This is a genomic window from Streptomyces atroolivaceus (assembly GCF_000717025.1).
Taxonomy (GTDB): domain Bacteria; phylum Actinomycetota; class Actinomycetes; order Streptomycetales; family Streptomycetaceae; genus Streptomyces; species Streptomyces atroolivaceus.
Genome location: NZ_JNXG01000021.1, coordinates 91,820 through 107,610, shown reverse-complemented (window position 1 = coordinate 107,610; position 15,791 = coordinate 91,820). Strand labels below are relative to the sequence as shown.

The window sequence follows — 15,791 nt, the reverse complement described above, 5'->3', positions numbered from 1 at the left end:
GGCCCGGCTCACCAGCGCGGGTGGACCTCGGCACGGATCCGGCGGTCGTACAGGTCGCGCACCGCGTCCAGGGTGCTCTGCGGAAGTGGCGGGAGCCCGGCGGCCGACGCGTTGGCACGGGTCTGCTCGACCGAACGCGCCCCGGGGATGACACTGGTGACGCCGGGCTGCTGGATGATCCAGCGCAGCGCGGTGCCGGCCGGGGTGGCCCCTTCGGGAGCGAGCCCGGCGAACTCCGCGGCCGCGGCCAGGCCGGTCCCGTAGTCGACACCGGAGAAGGTCTCGCCCTGGTCGAACGCCTCGCCGTGGCGGTTGTACGTGCGGTGGTCCCCGGGAGCGAAGACCGTGTCCGCGGTGTACTTGCCGGACAGCAGCCCGGAGGCGAGCGGGACGCGCGCGATGATCCCGACGCCTGCCTCGACCGCTGCCGGGAGGACCTCGTCGAGCGGCTTCAGGCGGAACGGGTTGAGGATGATCTGGACACTGGCGACGCCGGGCCTGGCGATGGCCGTGAGCGCCTCGGCACACGTTTCGACGCTCACCGCGTAGGCGGCGATCCGCTGCTCCGCGACCAGCGTGTCGAGGGCGTCGTACACGGCGTCCGAGGAGTAGACCGCTGTGGGGGGACAGTGCAGCTGTACGAGGTCGAGGGTGTCCACGCCGAGGTTGGAGCGCGAGCGGTCGTTCCAGGTGCGGAAGTTGTCCAGGACGTAGTTCTCCGGGAGCTGTTCGGCCCGCCGGCCCATTTTGGTGGCGACGAGGACGTCCGCGTCGGGGCGGTCCTTCAGATAACGGCCGATGAGCTGTTCGCTGCGGCCGTCACCGTAGACGTCGGCGGTGTCGAAGAAGGTGACTCCCGACTCCACCGCGGCGTCGAGGACGCCGAAGGCGTCGGCCTCCCGTACCTCCCCCCAGTCCCCGCCCAGCTGCCAGGTGCCCTGTCCTACGACCGATACGTCACGGCCGGTCCTGCCTAGTGTGCGCTGCTCCATACGGAGCATGCTACGTCGGTACGCGGGACCGGCTGCGGGTGCCGCCGGTCCCGCGCGGGACCTCAGTCGCCGGTGGTCACCCGGACGTAGTCGACGACGAGTTGCTGCGGGAAGCTGGTGCTGCCGTCCGGGTCGCCGGGCCAGTAGCCGCCGACGGCGAGGTTGAGGATGAGGAAGAACGGCTTGTCGAACACCCAGGGGTTGCCGTTGAGGTCCGCCGGTGTCCTCCGCTGGTAGACGGTGCCGTCGACGGACCAGGTGATGGAGTCGGGGGCCCAGTCCACGGCGAAGGTGTGGAAGTCGTCTGCGAAGGCGGCCCCACCCGGGAGGGTGTAACCGGCGCCGATGCCGCCGGACCCGGAGTAGCCCGGTCCGTGCAGGGTGCCGTGGACGGTACCGGGTTCGAAGCCGACGTTCTCCATGATGTCGATCTCACCGCTGTTGGGCCATCCGACGCTGCCGATGTCGGCGCCGAGCATCCAGAACGCGGGCCATATGCCCTGTCCGCGCGGGATCTTCATCCTGCTCTCGACATGCCCGTACGTCGCGGTGAACTTGCCGGAGGTGTTGAGCCGGGAGGAGGTGTACTCGCAGGTCCCGTACCAGCACTGGTAGTTGCCGGGGTTCTCCTTGCGGGCGGTGATGACGAGGTTGCCCTGGCCGTCGAGGGCGGCGTTGCTGTTGCCCGCCGTGTAGTACTGCCGTTCGTGGTTGTTGACGTTGTCGCCGGTCTCCGTCTGCCATTTGCCGCCGTCGACGGCGGAACCCGCGGGTCCGTCGAACTCGTCGGCGAAGGCCACGGCCGCCGCCCCGCCGGAAGCCGTGGAGGACGCAGCCGTGTGGGGGTCGGGTGCGGCCGATGCTCCGGCGGGAAGTGCGGTCAGCGCCACGGAGCAGCACAGCAGCGTGAGGGCGGTGTACAGCGTGGTGCGGCGCCTCCTCGAGGGGCGGCGCTGCGAGTGATGGGGGGAAGGCACGGTCATCACATCTTTCCGGGTGGGGGGATGACAGTCATGCTCATGACAGAAAAGCACCGAGAGGTGAACACACGACGCGCTCGCCCCGGGCTTATCTTTCAATACTTGATTTAAGACAGTGCCCCCGAGCCCGTCAAGGATCTGGTCCGGACCGGGCGGGTACGGGTAGAAGTCGCCGCCGCGGGGAACGGACAACTCATGCGCATCCGTACCGAAGTCGCCCTTCCCGCCACTCTCGCGATGGCCTGCGCCCTGCTGGCTCCGGCCGGCACCGCGACGGCCTCCTCAGCCGCCGCGCCCCCTCTCCCCACGTGCCGGGAAAGCAGCCTGGACGTCACCGCCGCCGCCTCCGACCAGCCCGAGACCCTGCGGATCAGCATCGCCAACCACGGGCGGCAGGCCTGCGCCGTCGACCGTATCCCCACCGTCGTCTTCGGGGATCTGGACGGGCCCGCACTGCCCGTGCCCGAGGGCGGAAGCGCTGCGTACCGCCTCCCGGCCGGCGGCTCCGCCCACGCCGCGGTACGCACCCTGGACCCGGCGGCCTCGGAGCTGCGGGTGGTGGACCGGCTGACGGTCGCCGGGGACCCCGCGCACCGCGGGCGGTCCTTCGACGCCGCGTCGCTCGGGGCGCCGGACGGGGTCCGCGTCTGGGAACCGGTGACGACGTGGTGGCATCGCTCGACCGCGGCGGCCGACGCGGCACTCGAGCGCCACACCGGCTGACCGGCCGCCTCTGCGCGCTCCGCCCCCGGCCGCCGCCATGCGGCGCGCGGCCGGGGGCGGCACAGTGGAGACAGGGACAGTGCGGGGTCCGCGCGGCCTCGACCGGGCAGGCGCGCATCGTCCGGCCGCATACCGGCGGAAGGATTCAGGCGTGGACAGCGAGAGCACACGGCGTTTCGTGGTGCAGATCCACGACGCCCGGCGTATGCATTTCGACTTCCGTCTCGAGGTCGACGGCGTGTTGAAGTCCTGGGCCGTCCCCCGCGGCCCGTCGGACAACCCGAGCGACAAACGGCTGGCCGTGCCGACCGACGACCATCCTCTGGAGTACCGCGAGTTCGAGGGCGTCATTCCGCAGGAGGAACAGGGCAGCGGCACCGTGATCGTCTGGGACCAGGGCACCTACCGCCCCACCAGTCACGACCTCGCGGGCGCCCCCGTCCCGTTCGCCGAGTCCCTGGAGCGCGGGCACGCCACGTTCTGGCTCGACGGCGCCAAACTGCACGGTGAATTCGCGCTCACCCGTTTCCGTATCGACGAGGAGGACGGGACCCGGGGGCCGGAGGCCTGGCCGCTGATCAAGGCCAACGACCGCCAGGCCGTCCACGACAGGCCGGGCACACCCGATCCGTACCATGCCCGCTCGGCCCGCACAGGCCGCACCTTGCACCAGGTCGCCGTCGCGGAGTGGGAGAGCGCCCGCTGAGACGCTGAGCACTCACTCCTGCTGCGGACCGCCGTCGGTCCCGGTGAGCGTGAGCTGCTCCAGGAGACCTGTGCAGCGGGGGCGCTCGTCCGGGCGTGCGTGGCTGACGACGTGCCGCGGAGCGGGAATCGTGGAGCGGGAATCGTGGCCTCACCCATCCGCAGGAGCCCGGCGGCGGCCTCCGCGCGTACGGCCGGATGCGTGTGGTCGAGCAGACCGACCAGCGCGGGGACGGCAGTGCACCGATGACCTCCCTCAGCACGGGGTCCCGGTCCGGGGCCCGGCCGCCGTGCTCCTCCGCGAGGCGGGAGAGGGCTCTGCGTATCTGCTCGGGGCCGCCCGTACGGACCAGGCGCAGCAGCTCCCCGGACGGTGGACCGCTCCGCCGGGACCGGTCGCAGGTGCGGACGCCGGGCGGCGGACCGCTCCGGCGGAGGCGGGCGCCGTAGGTCTCCGCAGCCGTTCGCGGGCTCCGCGTCCGCGTGCTTCCTGGGTCGGCCGCACCGGAGCACACGGACGCGGAATCGTGTCAGGGCTGGAGCAGGGCCGCCTCAGGAGTTCTTGGTGGACGCCAGGTGCGCGAACACCACCACGTTGTCCTCGTAGTCCTTCTTCTTCTTGTCGTAGACACCGCCGCAGGTGATCAGCCTCAGCTGGGCGGTGCCGTTGTCCGCGTACACTCGTTCGCTCGGGAAGTCCGCCTTGCTGAACGTCTCGACCGAGTCGACCTTGAAGGTGGCGACGGAGCCGTCCTGACGGGTGATGTCCACCGTGTGCCCTGCCTTGAGCGTGCTGAGCAGCAGGAACACGGCGGGGCCGGTCTTGGTGTCGACGTGCCCGGCCACCACAGAGGTGCCACGCTCTCCGGGCGTGGCACCGTCCTTGAACCAGCCCGCCAGATTCGCGTCGTTCGCGGGCGGCGCGTCCAGCTGTCCGGAGGGACCGACCGACAAGGGCGTGAAGGGGGCGTCCACAGCGATGGACTTGATCGAGATCCGTTTGGGTTCGGACCGGGGCATCCCGAGTGGAGCGGCGGAGGCGGACCCCGACGGGGCGGCCGAGGCAGGTGCCGAGGCCGCGGGGAGGGATACCACGGCCGGGGCGGGCGGGACTCCCGCCGACGCGTCGAAGGAGTTGTATACGAGGAGGAAGCCCAGGCCCACCGCCGCGACGGGCCACAGCAGGGAACGGCCGAGGGCAGGGGAGGCGGTGTCTGGATCGGACGGCTGCGGGGCGGCCATGCGCATGCTGCCTTTCGCGTACGGGAGGAACGGGCGGCTGTGCGGGGAAATCGGCGCGGCCACCGCCCCCGGAAAGGGGCGGCGGCCACGACACAGGTCGTTCAGCGGTGTGGTGGCCGGTCAGGCGGCCGCGGCACCCGAGGCGTTGCGGCGGCGCAGCTTGTACGCCACTGCGCCCACGCCTCCGAGCATCAGCACCGAACCGGCGGCCAGGCCGCTGCCGGAGAGCGCCATCGCTCCACCGCCGGTGTGGAGTCCTTGTCCTTGTCCTTGTCCTTGTCCTCGTCCTTGTCCTTCTCCCACTCGTCAGCCGACAGACCGGCCAGCGCACCGCCACCGGCGTGCACACCGCCCTCCGGCTTCTCGTGCTTCCACGAGTCCGACTTCTCACGGTCGTCGTTGCTGCCGGACCCGGACTCCTTGTCCTTGTCCTCGTCCTTGTCCTTCTCCCACTCGTCAGCCGACAGACCGGCCAGCGCACCGCCACCGGCGTGCACACCGCCCTCGGGCTTCCCGTGCTTCCACGAGTCCGGCTTCTCACGGTCGTCGTTGCTGCTGGCGGAGGAACCGCTGTCCTTGTCCCAGTCGTCCGCCGATGTCACGGCGTAAGCGGCGGGGACGGAGACCGCGAGGACCGCCGTGACGGCGGCCGATGCGAACAGGGTGCGGGCAGAGCGCATGGATACACAGTCCTTTCGCCACCCCCGCGCTGGCCGGCTGGTTGTCGGCTCATCGGATCACGGGTGCGACGTGATCCACCGTCAGCCGAAATCCGGAGGCGCACCACTCGGGAAGGGCGCAATCGAGCGACGTCGTGGGCTCATCGTGTGACAGGGAGCCAGATGTCACCCGTTGGACGGCACGCCACGCCGGGGGGAGGTTTGGGGCAGGACGATCATCCGGGTAAGGGGCCTCTGCGCTCGCGGGGATCACAGTGTGGCGACACGGCGACACGATCATCGACCACACCTGGGTGGGGCGCGCCGGCCACGGTGAGGGCTCCGGCCGGGAGGCCGACCTCGTCGACGGACGGCGCGGGGCCCGACAGGAGCGCCTGCGGGGCCCCGCGCCGGGTCGGCGGCTCGTCCCCGCCCCTCCCCTCCGTCACCTCCCGAAAAGCATGTCCAGGTGTGCGGGGAGTTCCGGGCTCGAAGCCGGGGTGACACGCAGTCCGAGATGACCGTCCGGCCGTACGAGGAGCGCCTCGCCGCCCCGCGCGCCGTACACACGGCGGAACTCGTCGAGGCCGTCCCGCACGGCGGGCAGGCACAGTGCGGGTGTGGCCAGCTTCGGGGCGGGCACCGCGCAGGCGTTCAGCAGACCGTGCGCCGCCTCCGCTGCCGCAGCCGCCGCCTCGTCGAACGACACGCGTGGGCCGGCGCAGGGAGGAACCGCTCCCCGCGCCGGCCCGCGGGCCTCAGCCGACGGTGCAGGCCTCACCGCCCAGAGTGAAGGCGTTCGGATCGGTGCTGCCGCCCGTGGACGTGCCGGTGAAGCCGAAGCCCGCCGAGGAGCCGGGCGCCACCTTGCCGTTCCAGCCGACGTTCGTCGCGGTCACCTTCGCCCCGTCCTGGCGGTGGGAGGCGTTCCACATCTGGGTGACCTTCTGGTCTCCCGCGAAGGACCAGCCCAGCTGCCAGCCGTCGTAGGCGGTGCTGCCGGTGTTGGTGACCGTCACCTCGGCCTGGAAGCCGCCGGACCACCGATTGGTGACCTTGTACGTCACCGAGCAGTCGGCGTCCGCCGGCGGGTCGGTCGGGTCCGGGTCGGGGTCCGGGTCCGTGCCTCCGCCACCGGTGTCGGATGACTCGCCGACCTGGATTCCCCGGCCGTTCGTGGAGACGTACACCCGGCCGTAGACCCGGGGGTCCCCGGTGATCGCCGCGCCGGTCCATGCCCACTGGTGCGCGTCGTCGTTGATCCGCGTCCAGTTGGCGCCCGCGTCCGTGGACCGGAAGATGCCGCGCACCCCGCCGATCTTCGCGCTGACGAAGACGGTCTGGTACGAGGCCCCGGAAGCCGCTTTGCCGAAGCCGACGCTGTCGGCCTGCTCCACGCCGGAGAACTTGGTGAAGCTCGTGCCGGAGTCGGTGGAGCGCCAGAGCCCGTACGCACCCGTCGAGGCGCCGCCGGCGAGCCAGATGTCGCCCTCCGAGCCGGGAAGGGCCTTGAAGCGCACGTTGCCTTCTGCGGGCAGCCCGTTCGCCTTCGCGGCGAACGTGGCTCCGCCGTCGGTCGACACGTAGAAGGTGCCGGCCTTGAACCCGTAGAACTTCTTCGGGTTCTTCCGGTCCGACTCGACCGTCGCCCCCGCCGGGATCCCCGTGGAGGCGGTCCAGGAACTGCCGTAACCGGTGGTGCGGTGCACGGCCGCTCCGTCCGGACTCCAGACGAACCCGCTGCCGTCCGCCGCGGCGGCGACCGTGCCGCCGCCGGTGACCCCGGCGGGCTCGGAGCCCTGGAACCAGTTGGCACCGTTGTCGGTGGAGAAGCCGATGTGCGGAGCGGCGTCGGCGTTGCCCACCCGTACGACCGTGCCGGGGGAAGCTTCCGCGAAGTCGAGGCTGGTGGTGGAGTCGAGGTTCGGTGAGGTGAACATCATGGCGGGCACCGCGTCGAGGTCGGTGTGCCGGAAGCCCCCGATGTCACCGAGCGCGCTCAGCAGGGGCGCACCGGAGGGCGGGCTCGCCAGGTCGTTGACGGCCGTCTCCTCGAGCCCCTTGACCATGGGCGTGATCTTGAACTGGCCGCCGGTGTCCCAGGACGTGAGGTTCTCGGTGCCGTACACCGTCGCGCCCGTGCCGTACATCATCCGGTTCGAGTCGAACGGGTCGATCTCCAGGGACTCCGTCATCCAGCCCAGCTTGGGCGCGGTCTCCGGCGGGGACGGGTTGGCGCCCCAGCTGAGCCAGGGCACGGAGGAGACGTCGAGGGTGTAGCGGTTGGAGCGGGTCGGGTAGCTCGTGTAGTCCCACGCCTGTGTCCATGTCGCACCGCTGTCCGTGGAACGGAAGATCTGGGTGTCGGGCCACCAGGAGCTGTACGCGGTCGCCATCAGCGTCCCGGGCTTCTGCCGGTCGACGGAGAGGCCGCTGAACCCGTAGTAGGTGTCGGCCTCCGCGACGGGACTGACGTCCGTCCACGCACCGGACCCCGTGTCGTACCGCCAGATCTGTCCCTTGGCCCCGTCGTACGGGCCGCCCGTGTCACTCAGCGTCAGGTAGAGGTGGCCCGTCGCGGAGTCGAGTACGCCCTTGTGCGCGAGGTATCCGGTCGGCTGGCCGGCGATCCTGGACCAGGTGCTGCCACCGTCCGTGGAGCGGTAGACGGTGTTCTCCTTGTCGGCCACTCCGACGTAGATGTCCTGGGTGGCGCCGCCCGCGCTGCCCGAACGCTCGTCGAAGGTCACCCATACGATGCCCTGGTTGTCGTTGCCGTATCCGCTGGTGTCGGACGGGTCCTGCGCGTAGTTGCCGGGATTGGGGAAGGCGGTCACCTCCGACCAGGTGGCCCCCGAGTCGGTGGACCGCCACAGCCCGTGGCCGCTGGGGGCACCGAGGTACAGCACGGAGTTCTTGTTGGGGTCGACGGCGAGCCGCTCCCCCATCCCTCGTCCCGGCATGTTGCCGCCGAGCTTGAAGGGCAGCGTGGCCGCCTTCCAGGACGCGCCGCGGTCCGAAGAACGCAGGACCGCGCCGTTGGTCGGGTCCCAGCTGTTGGTGTAGGTGCCGACGGCGGCGTAGACGTTGTCGGGCTCGGCCGTGTCGGAGGCGAGACTCACCACACCTGACCAGCCCCACCGGTCCCAGTCCACCCAGTCCAGCAGCGGCTTCCACTGCTTGCCCGTCTGGTCCCAGCGGTACGCACCGCCGATGTCGGTGCGCGCGTAGGCCAGGTTCTTCTCGGACCGGTTGAAGACGACGCCCGGTACGAAACCGCCACCGTCGATCCGCGCGTTCTTCCAGGTGTAGGTGTCCGCCGCGATGGACACATCCGATGCTTCGGCCGCGGCGGGCCTTTCGTCCGGCCGTGCCACGGCCGGGGTGCCGGTGACCGACAACCCGGCGGTGAGGGCAAGTGCCGCCAGTAGGGCGGCGATTGGTCTGGCGCTGAAGCGCACGGAAACGTCCTCTCCGAGCTGGACCGCCGCACAGCGGCGGTACGGGACTGACACAGAGATGGGAGCGCTCCCATAAGGCATCCCGATGGTAGCGCCGCGCGTCGCCCCAGAGAAGGGTGATGCAGCCGGTTCATCGGATGAATCAAGTCAACTCCCTTGCGGGCCACCCCCGTACGGCCCGAGGGCGCGCATTCCACACCCCCGGCAACCCGAAAGGGGCGCACCGAAGGGCTCACACCTTCTCCATATATCCGCAGGCGGCGTGACACGTTGAACACGCGGAACCAGAAACCGCTTCATAAACACGCCATTCATTCGCAGGCGGAGACCGGAGAAAAGAGAAACACGCTCACCTTTTACAATGGCGTGAATACCGATACCTGCCGAACTCCGCCGAGCCACCCGCCCCGTCCGCGCCCGGAATTACCAGGCAGCCGGATCGGTGAAACCTGCACACGGCATGCGCACACCGGTCACGCGACTCGGCACGAACCACCAGGTCCGGAGGGGGGTGGGGGGCGATTGGGGCGGGAGTGCCCCACTTGGGAGACGCGGGGTTGCGGTGACACGGAATTCATCCGGTGAAGCTCGTGAAGGATCTGCCGCCACGGAATGAACACTTCTGCACTTAAGCCGATCACAGCGGGCCGATAATCACAGATCCGCCGTAGTTCGATTGGCTGTAAGAGGCGGAGGCGTGCTTTGATCCTGGGCCATACGGAGGCCGCAACACGGGGTCCCGTATATAAGCAGTTTCCATACGAAGGGCAGCGCTCATCATGAACTACACCCCCCAGGTCGAGACCGCCGAGATCTCCGACAGCGACCTCGACAACGTCTCGGGCGGCCTCGTCGGCAACGTGCTCGGCAACGTCACGGGCACCGTCGAGGGCATCGTCCCGGTCGCCGGCGTCGTCGGCTCGGTCACCGGCCTCGTGGAGTCCACCACCGGTGTGAACACGGGCGCGGTCACCGGCCTGGCCGGCGGCCTGACCGCCGGTCTCTGAGACACGGCAGTACTCCACCGAGCCCCGGAACCCGTCGGTTCCGGGGCTCGGTGCCGACCGCTGACAGGTGAGGGAGGAGTTCCGTGCAGTTCCGCCAACAGGCCCTTTCCAAACTGCAGTCACCCGAACAGCTCGACCTTCCGGTGCGCTTCGCCCGCCCACAGGGCCTGCTCGTCCTCTGCGTCACCGTCGTCGTGATGGCCGCAGCCTGCTTCTGGGCAGCGACGGGCTCGGTCGCCAGCACGATCGAGGCGCCGGGCATCCTCACCCATTCCCGCGGCAGTTACGTCCTGCAGAGCCCCGTCGCCGGACAGATCACCGAGGTGCTCGCCGAGGAGGGCGAGACGCTGCCCCGGAACTCCCCCTTGCTCAAGGTCCGTACGGAGCAGGGCGAACGCGTCGTCCGTACGATCGACGCGGGCCGGCTCACCTCCGTGACGGCCACGATCGGCGCGGTGGTCACCACGGGCGCGGACGTGGCGAGCGTCGAACGGATCGACGGCGCCGAAGATCCACTCGTCGTCCTGCTGTACGTGTCCGGCAGCAGTGCCGCGTCGGTCCCGGTGGGCGCCTCCGTCGACCTCACCGTCCAGTCCGTGCCCGCCCAGCAGTACGGGGTACTGCGCGGCAAGGTGGCCGCGGTCGGCAGGGCCGCGCAGACCCAGCAGCAGATCGCCCGCTTCCTCGGCGACGCCCAGCTCGGCAAGCAGTTCTCCGAGGACGGGCGGCCGTCGGCGGTGCTGGTGCGCATCGAGCGCTCGGACTCGACCGAGTCCGGCTACCGGTGGTCCTCGGCCGAGGGCCCTCCGTACGCGATCGGCTCCATGACCCTGGCCACCGGCTCCATCCGTCTCGCCGACCAGCACCCCATCGATTGGCTGCTCCCGTGACCGCCCCGCACCCGTCCCCCACCGCCCAGCAACTGCCGCCTCCGGGCCGCGGCAGGCACCGCCCGGAGGGGGCCCCGGGCAACAGGCGGCGGTCACGTCCCGCGCCGAAGCCCGGACGGACGAAGACCGTACGCACTCCCACGGTGCTCCAGATGGAGGCCCTGGAGTGCGGCGCGGCCTCACTGGCGATGGTCCTCGGTCACCACGGCCGCCACGTGCCGCTGGAGGAGCTGCGGATCGCGTGCGGCGTCTCGCGGGACGGCTCACGCGCCAGCAACGTGCTCAAGGCGGCCCGCGGTTACGGTCTCCAGGCCAAGGGCATGCAGATGGAGCCCGCGGCACTGGCGGAGGTCCAGGCGCCCGCGATCCTGTTCTGGGAGTTCAACCACTACGTCGTGTACGACGGCATGGGACGCCGGCTCGGACGGCGAGGCGTGCACATCAACGACCCCGACAAGGGCCGCCGGTTCGTACCCACCGAGGACTTCGACACCAGCTTCACGGGGGTCGTCCTCGTCCTCGAACCCGGCGCGGACTTCCGTCGCGGCGGCCGGAAGCCCGGCGTCATGGCATCGCTTCCGGCCCGGCTGCGCGGCACCACGGGCACGATGCTGGTCGCTCTGCTCGCCAGCCTGCTGCTGGTGGCCGTCGGGGCGACGCTCCCGGCCCTGAGCCGTACCTATATCGACATGTTCATGATTGGCGAGCAGACCTCGCTGCTGGGCGTGCTGTTCGCCGCGATGGGCACCATGGTCGCGCTGACCGTCGTACTGACGTGGCTGCAGCAGGCGAATCTGCTGCGCGGGCGCATCATCTCCTCGACGCTGGGCAGCGCGCGCTTCTTCCGGCACCTGCTCCGGCTGCCCGTCACCTTCTTCTCGCAGCGCAGCCCCGCCGACCTCGTCCAGCGCCTCCAGTCGAACGACGCCGTGGCCGAGACGCTCGCCCGGGATCTCACCGCGGCCGGGGTGGACGGCATCGTCGTCCTGCTCTACGCGTTCCTGCTGTGGACGTACGATCCGCAGCTGACCGTGATCGGGGTGGGGATCGCGCTGCTCAACGTCGTCGCGATGCGCATCGTCGTACGGCTGAGGGCCACGGGCACCCAGAAGCTGCGTGCGGACAGCGCACGGCTGACGAACACCTCGTACACCGGCCTCCAGCTGATCGAGACGATGAAGGCCACCGGTGGGGAGAACGGGTACTTCCGCCGGTGGGCCGGACAGCACGCGACGACGCTGGAGGAGCAGCAGCGCCTCGGGGTGCCGAGTGCCTGGCTGGGCATCGTCGCCCCCGCCCTCGCCACGGTCAACAGCGCTCTGATCCTGTGGATCGGCGGGCTGCGGGCCGTCGAGGGGCACATCTCCATCGGTCTGCTCGTCGCGTTCCAGGCGCTGGTGACCCGTTTCACCGCGCCGGTCACCCGGCTCAACGGGGTGGCGGGCCGGATCCAGGACTTCGCGGCCGACGTGGCCCGCCTCAAGGACGTCGAGAACTTTCCGGTCGACGCGCTGTACTCCCGCCCTGAACCGGCCGCGAGTACCCGTCGGCTCAAGGGCCACGTGACGCTGGAGGAGATCACCTTCGGCTACAGCCCGCTCGACAAGCCCCTGCTCACCGGTTTCTCCCTGTCCGTGGGCCCGGGTCAGCAGGTGGCCCTCGTCGGCGGTTCGGGCAGCGGCAAGTCGACGGTCTCCCGGCTCATCTCGGGGCTCTACAGTCCCTGGGAGGGCACGATCCGCATCGACGGACAGCGTCTGGAGGACATACCCCGGGGTGCGCTGGCCGCCTCCGTCTCCTTCGTCGACCAGGACGTCTTCCTCTTCGAGGGCACGGTCCGGGACAACGTCGCCCTGTGGGATCCCTCGGTCCCGGACGAGGCCGTGGCCGAAGCGCTGCGGGACGCCGCCCTGTACGACGTCGTCGCCCGCCGCCCCCGCGGCATCCACAGCCGGGTGGAGCAGGACGGCCGGAACTTCTCCGGCGGGCAGCGTCAGCGCCTGGAGATCGCCCGCGCACTCGTGCGCCGGCCCAGCATCCTGGTCCTGGACGAGGTCACCAGCGCGCTGGACGCCGAGACCGAGCGCGTCATCATCGACAACCTGCGGCGGCGCGGCTGCGCCTGTGTCGTGATCGCGCACCGGCTGAGCACCGTGCGTGACAGCGACGAGATCGTGGTCCTGGAGCACGGGACCGTCGTGGAGCGCGGCCGGCACGAGAGTCTGGTGGCCGCCGGGGGCCCGTACGCCGAACTGGTCAGGGAGCACTGACGTGGCATCCGTACATCCGGTCGCGGGCACGGAGGCCCCCGGGCAGGACCCGGTCATGGCCGCGCTGGGCGCTCTCGGCCGGCCGGTCGACAGCACCGGACTGCGAAGCCTGTCACTGGAAGGGCCCCAGGTCCTGTGGCTCGTCGTGGGCGGCGCCCTCGACCTGTTCGCGGTGGACGCGGCGGAGCAGGGCCACTGGCACTTCCTGGGCCGGCTCGAACCTGGAACCCTCGTGCTGGGTCCGGTCGAGGGCCCGCAGCACACCCTGGTCGGACGCCCCCTCCAGGAGTGCGTGCTGCGGCGGATCCCGCTGCGTGAGCTGTACCGGCCGGAGTACGACGGCCAGGCGGCGTACGAGACGCAGTACCGCAGCCACTACGACACCGGGGACGCCACGCTGAGCCTGTTGGAGCACGCCTTCTCGCTCGGTGTGGGCCGCAGTCAGCGCGTGCTGTTCGAGGCCCCGCTGGACGGGCGGACCACCCTCGACGAAACGGTGGGTGACGACGACATCCTGTGGCTGCCGGTGTCCCCCGGCAGTGTGCAGTACGGCGCCGCGTTCAGCGCCGAGGCGGCGGGTGACCTCCTCGTCGACCCGGCGATGTGGCAGGGGATGGTCAATCAGCAGTACCGCCTGCTGTCCGCGCTCGACCGCTGGATCGAACAGCTGGAGCGCGCTCACGAGGACCGGACCGCCGCGGGCATGAAGGCCGGCGAGGCGGTCCGCAGGGAGGCCGACCAGGCCCTGCTGACCTCGATCGGGAGGTCCGGGAGGGGCACTTCACCCGCCTCCGGCGCCTCGGACGACGCGGTGTACGCGGCCTGCCGTCTGGTGGCCCGGGATTCCGGGATCGTCCTGGCGGAGCCCGCGACGGGTGGGGCGGTGAGCGACCGGATCGATCCGGTCGAACGTGTGGCGGTCGCCTCGCGCATCCGCACCCGCCCGGTGCGGCTCGACGGACGCTGGTGGCGGGAGAACTCAGGGCCGCTGGTGGGACACCGGGCCGCATCCGGAGCGCCGGTCGCCCTGCTCTGGCGGCGGGGCCGCTACGAGGCGGTCAACCCGCTGACCGGGCGGCGCAGCCGCGTCGACGGCGATTCCGCGCAGGAGTTCGACGAGCGCGCCGTGATGTTCTACCGGCCACTGCCGGAGCAGCCGTTGAGCAGGAGGCAGCTCCTGCGCTTCGGCCTGTTCGGCACCCGGGGCGACCTTCGGAATCTGGTACTGGCAGGACTGGTGACGGTCGCCCTGGGGTCGCTGGTGCCGATCGCGACCGGCAAGGTGCTCGGCGTGTACGTGCCCAACGCCCAGAACGCCCTCATCGTGCAGGTGTCACTCGCCGTCATCATCTCCGGTGTCGTCTCGGCGGCCTTCATGCTGCTGCAGAACCTCACGATCCTGCGGATGGAAGGGCGGATCGAGAGCACGCTGCAGCCCGCGGTCTGGGACCGGCTGCTGCGGCTCCCGACGAAGTTCTTCACCCAGCGCTCCACCGGAGAGCTCGCGAGCGCCGCGATGGGGGTGAGCTCCATCCGGCGGGTGCTGTCCGGCACAGGTCCCGTCGTCGTGCAGGCGGGCACGCTCGGGGTGATGAATCTGGGTCTGCTGCTCTGGTTCAGCGTCCCGCTGGCGCTCACGGCCGTCGCGATGCTGGTGGTCATCGCCGCGGTGTTCCTCACCATGGGCATGTGGGAGCTCCGCTGGCAGCGCCGGCTGGTCGAGCTCGGGAACAAGCTGAACAACCAGGCCTTCCAGACGCTGCGCGGGCTGCCCAAGCTGCGGGTCGCGGCGGCGGAGAGCTTCGCGTACGGGGCGTGGGCGGCGGAGTTCGCCCGCAGTCGTGAGCTGCAGAAGCGGGCGGGCAGGATCAAGAATCTGACGACGGTCCTCAACGCGGTCTATCTGCCGCTGTGCTCACTCGTCATCTTCGTCCTGCTGGCGGGCCCGGCACGCGGGTCCCTGACGGCCAGTGAGTTCCTGACCTTCAACACGTCCGTGACGATGCTGCTGACGGCCGTCACCCAGCTCACCGGGGCGTTCGTGTCCGCAGCCGCCGTGCTGCCGATGTTCGAGCAGATCAAGCCGGTGCTCGACGAGGCGCCCGAGGTACGCGGCGCCAGCACCCAGCCCGGCGCCCTGTCCGGGGAGATCGAGGCGCGTGGCGTGTCCTTCCGCTACTCCGACGACGGTCCCGTCGTCCTCGACGGGGTGTCTCTGACCGTGCGGCCCGGCGAGTTCGTCGCGGTCGTGGGCCCCAGCGGATGCGGCAAGTCGACGCTGCTGAGGCTGCTCATCGGCTTCGACCAGCCGGTCTCGGGCAGCGTCCTGTACGACGGTCAGGATCTGACGGCGCTCGACCAGGCGGCCGTACGCCGTCAGTGCGGGGTGGTCCTGCAGAACGCCCAGCCGCTGTCCGGGTCGATCCTGGACTGCATCTGCGGCGCCGAGGTCTTCACCCAGGAGGAGGCGTGGGAGGCCGCCGCGATGGCGGGGCTGGCCGAGGACATCAAGCGCATGCCGATGGGGCTGCACACGATGATCTCCGGCGGCGGCTCGATCTCCGGGGGGCAGCGCCAGCGGCTGATGATCGCCCAGGCGCTCGTCCGGCGTCCGCGCATCCTGTTCTTCGACGAGGCCACCAGTGCGCTGGACAACGAGACCCAGCGCACCGTGATCGAGAGCACCCGGTCGCTGCGGGCCACCCGTGTCGTGATCGCTCACCGGCTGTCCACGGTCATGGACGCGGACCGCGTGATCGTCATGGCGGACGGCCGCGTCGTCCAGGAGGGACCGCCCGCCGAGCTCCTCGCGGACACGAGCGGGCAGCTCCATGAACTGGTTCGGCGTCAGATGAGCTGACG

The 15,791-nt window shown here is 70.5% G+C and carries 11 protein-coding genes and 1 pseudogene; 6 read left to right on the top strand and 6 right to left on the bottom strand.

Annotated features, from left to right (window positions below; all coding sequences use genetic code 11):
* Window positions 1-8: 8 nt before the first annotated feature.
* Together OO67_RS32080 and OO67_RS32075 are read right to left on the bottom strand one after the other, a co-directional pair.
* A complete protein-coding gene (locus OO67_RS32080) occupies window positions 9-1,001 on the bottom strand; it encodes an aldo/keto reductase (protein ID WP_033305307.1) in 993 nt (330 codons plus the stop codon).
* A 53-nt stretch (window positions 1,002-1,054) separates the two neighbouring features.
* Window positions 1,055-1,975, bottom strand: coding sequence for a glycoside hydrolase family 16 protein (locus OO67_RS32075; protein ID WP_033305306.1), 921 nt, complete (start codon window positions 1,973-1,975; stop codon window positions 1,055-1,057).
* 192 nt (window positions 1,976-2,167) lie between these two features.
* On the opposite strand from OO67_RS32075, the gene OO67_RS32070 reads away from it, so the two are divergent.
* Window positions 2,168-2,695, top strand: a complete 528-nt coding sequence (locus OO67_RS32070; protein WP_033305305.1) for a DUF4232 domain-containing protein — start codon at window positions 2,168-2,170, stop codon at window positions 2,693-2,695.
* A gap of 37 nt (window positions 2,696-2,732) precedes the next feature.
* Complete coding sequence (locus OO67_RS32065) at window positions 2,733-3,401, top strand: DNA polymerase ligase N-terminal domain-containing protein (protein ID WP_465269792.1); 669 nt, start codon at window positions 2,733-2,735, stop codon at window positions 3,399-3,401.
* Between the two features lie 551 nt (window positions 3,402-3,952).
* Here the strand turns inward: OO67_RS32065 and OO67_RS32060 are convergent.
* The 4 genes and pseudogenes from OO67_RS32060 to OO67_RS32045 all read right to left on the bottom strand — a co-directional run bounded on the left by OO67_RS32060 (window position 3,953) and on the right by OO67_RS32045 (window position 8,762).
* Window positions 3,953-4,642, bottom strand: a complete 690-nt coding sequence (locus OO67_RS32060; protein ID WP_033305303.1) for a class F sortase — start codon at window positions 4,640-4,642, stop codon at window positions 3,953-3,955.
* Between the two features lie 120 nt (window positions 4,643-4,762).
* Window positions 4,763-5,322, bottom strand: a pseudogene (locus tag OO67_RS32055) (hypothetical protein).
* A 424-nt stretch (window positions 5,323-5,746) separates the two neighbouring features.
* Complete coding sequence (locus tag OO67_RS32050; protein ID WP_033305302.1) at window positions 5,747-6,010, bottom strand: hypothetical protein; 264 nt, start codon at window positions 6,008-6,010, stop codon at window positions 5,747-5,749.
* A gap of 49 nt (window positions 6,011-6,059) precedes the next feature.
* Window positions 6,060-8,762 carry a cellulose binding domain-containing protein gene (locus OO67_RS32045; protein WP_382057264.1) on the bottom strand — a complete coding sequence of 901 codons (2,703 nt, stop codon included), beginning with the start codon at window positions 8,760-8,762 and terminating at the stop codon, window positions 6,060-6,062.
* 779 nt (window positions 8,763-9,541) lie between these two features.
* On the opposite strand from OO67_RS32045, the gene OO67_RS32040 reads away from it, so the two are divergent.
* From OO67_RS32040 to OO67_RS32025, 4 genes are all read left to right on the top strand, one after another.
* Window positions 9,542-9,769: a hypothetical protein gene (locus tag OO67_RS32040; protein ID WP_033305301.1), complete on the top strand. Its 228-nt coding sequence runs from the start codon at window positions 9,542-9,544 to the stop codon at window positions 9,767-9,769.
* 83 nt (window positions 9,770-9,852) lie between these two features.
* Window positions 9,853-10,659 carry an HlyD family efflux transporter periplasmic adaptor subunit gene (locus OO67_RS32035; RefSeq protein ID WP_033305300.1) on the top strand — a complete coding sequence of 269 codons (807 nt, stop codon included), beginning with the start codon at window positions 9,853-9,855 and terminating at the stop codon, window positions 10,657-10,659.
* Window positions 10,656-12,929 (top strand): NHLP family bacteriocin export ABC transporter peptidase/permease/ATPase subunit, encoded by a 2,274-nt coding sequence (locus tag OO67_RS32030; RefSeq protein ID WP_078598402.1) that lies wholly within the window; start codon window positions 10,656-10,658, stop codon window positions 12,927-12,929. The genes OO67_RS32035 and OO67_RS32030 overlap by 4 nt, the downstream gene beginning before the upstream one ends.
* A gap of 55 nt (window positions 12,930-12,984) precedes the next feature.
* Window positions 12,985-15,789 (top strand): NHLP bacteriocin export ABC transporter permease/ATPase subunit, encoded by a 2,805-nt coding sequence (locus OO67_RS32025; RefSeq protein WP_051710103.1) that lies wholly within the window; start codon window positions 12,985-12,987, stop codon window positions 15,787-15,789.
* Window positions 15,790-15,791 lie beyond the last annotated feature (2 nt).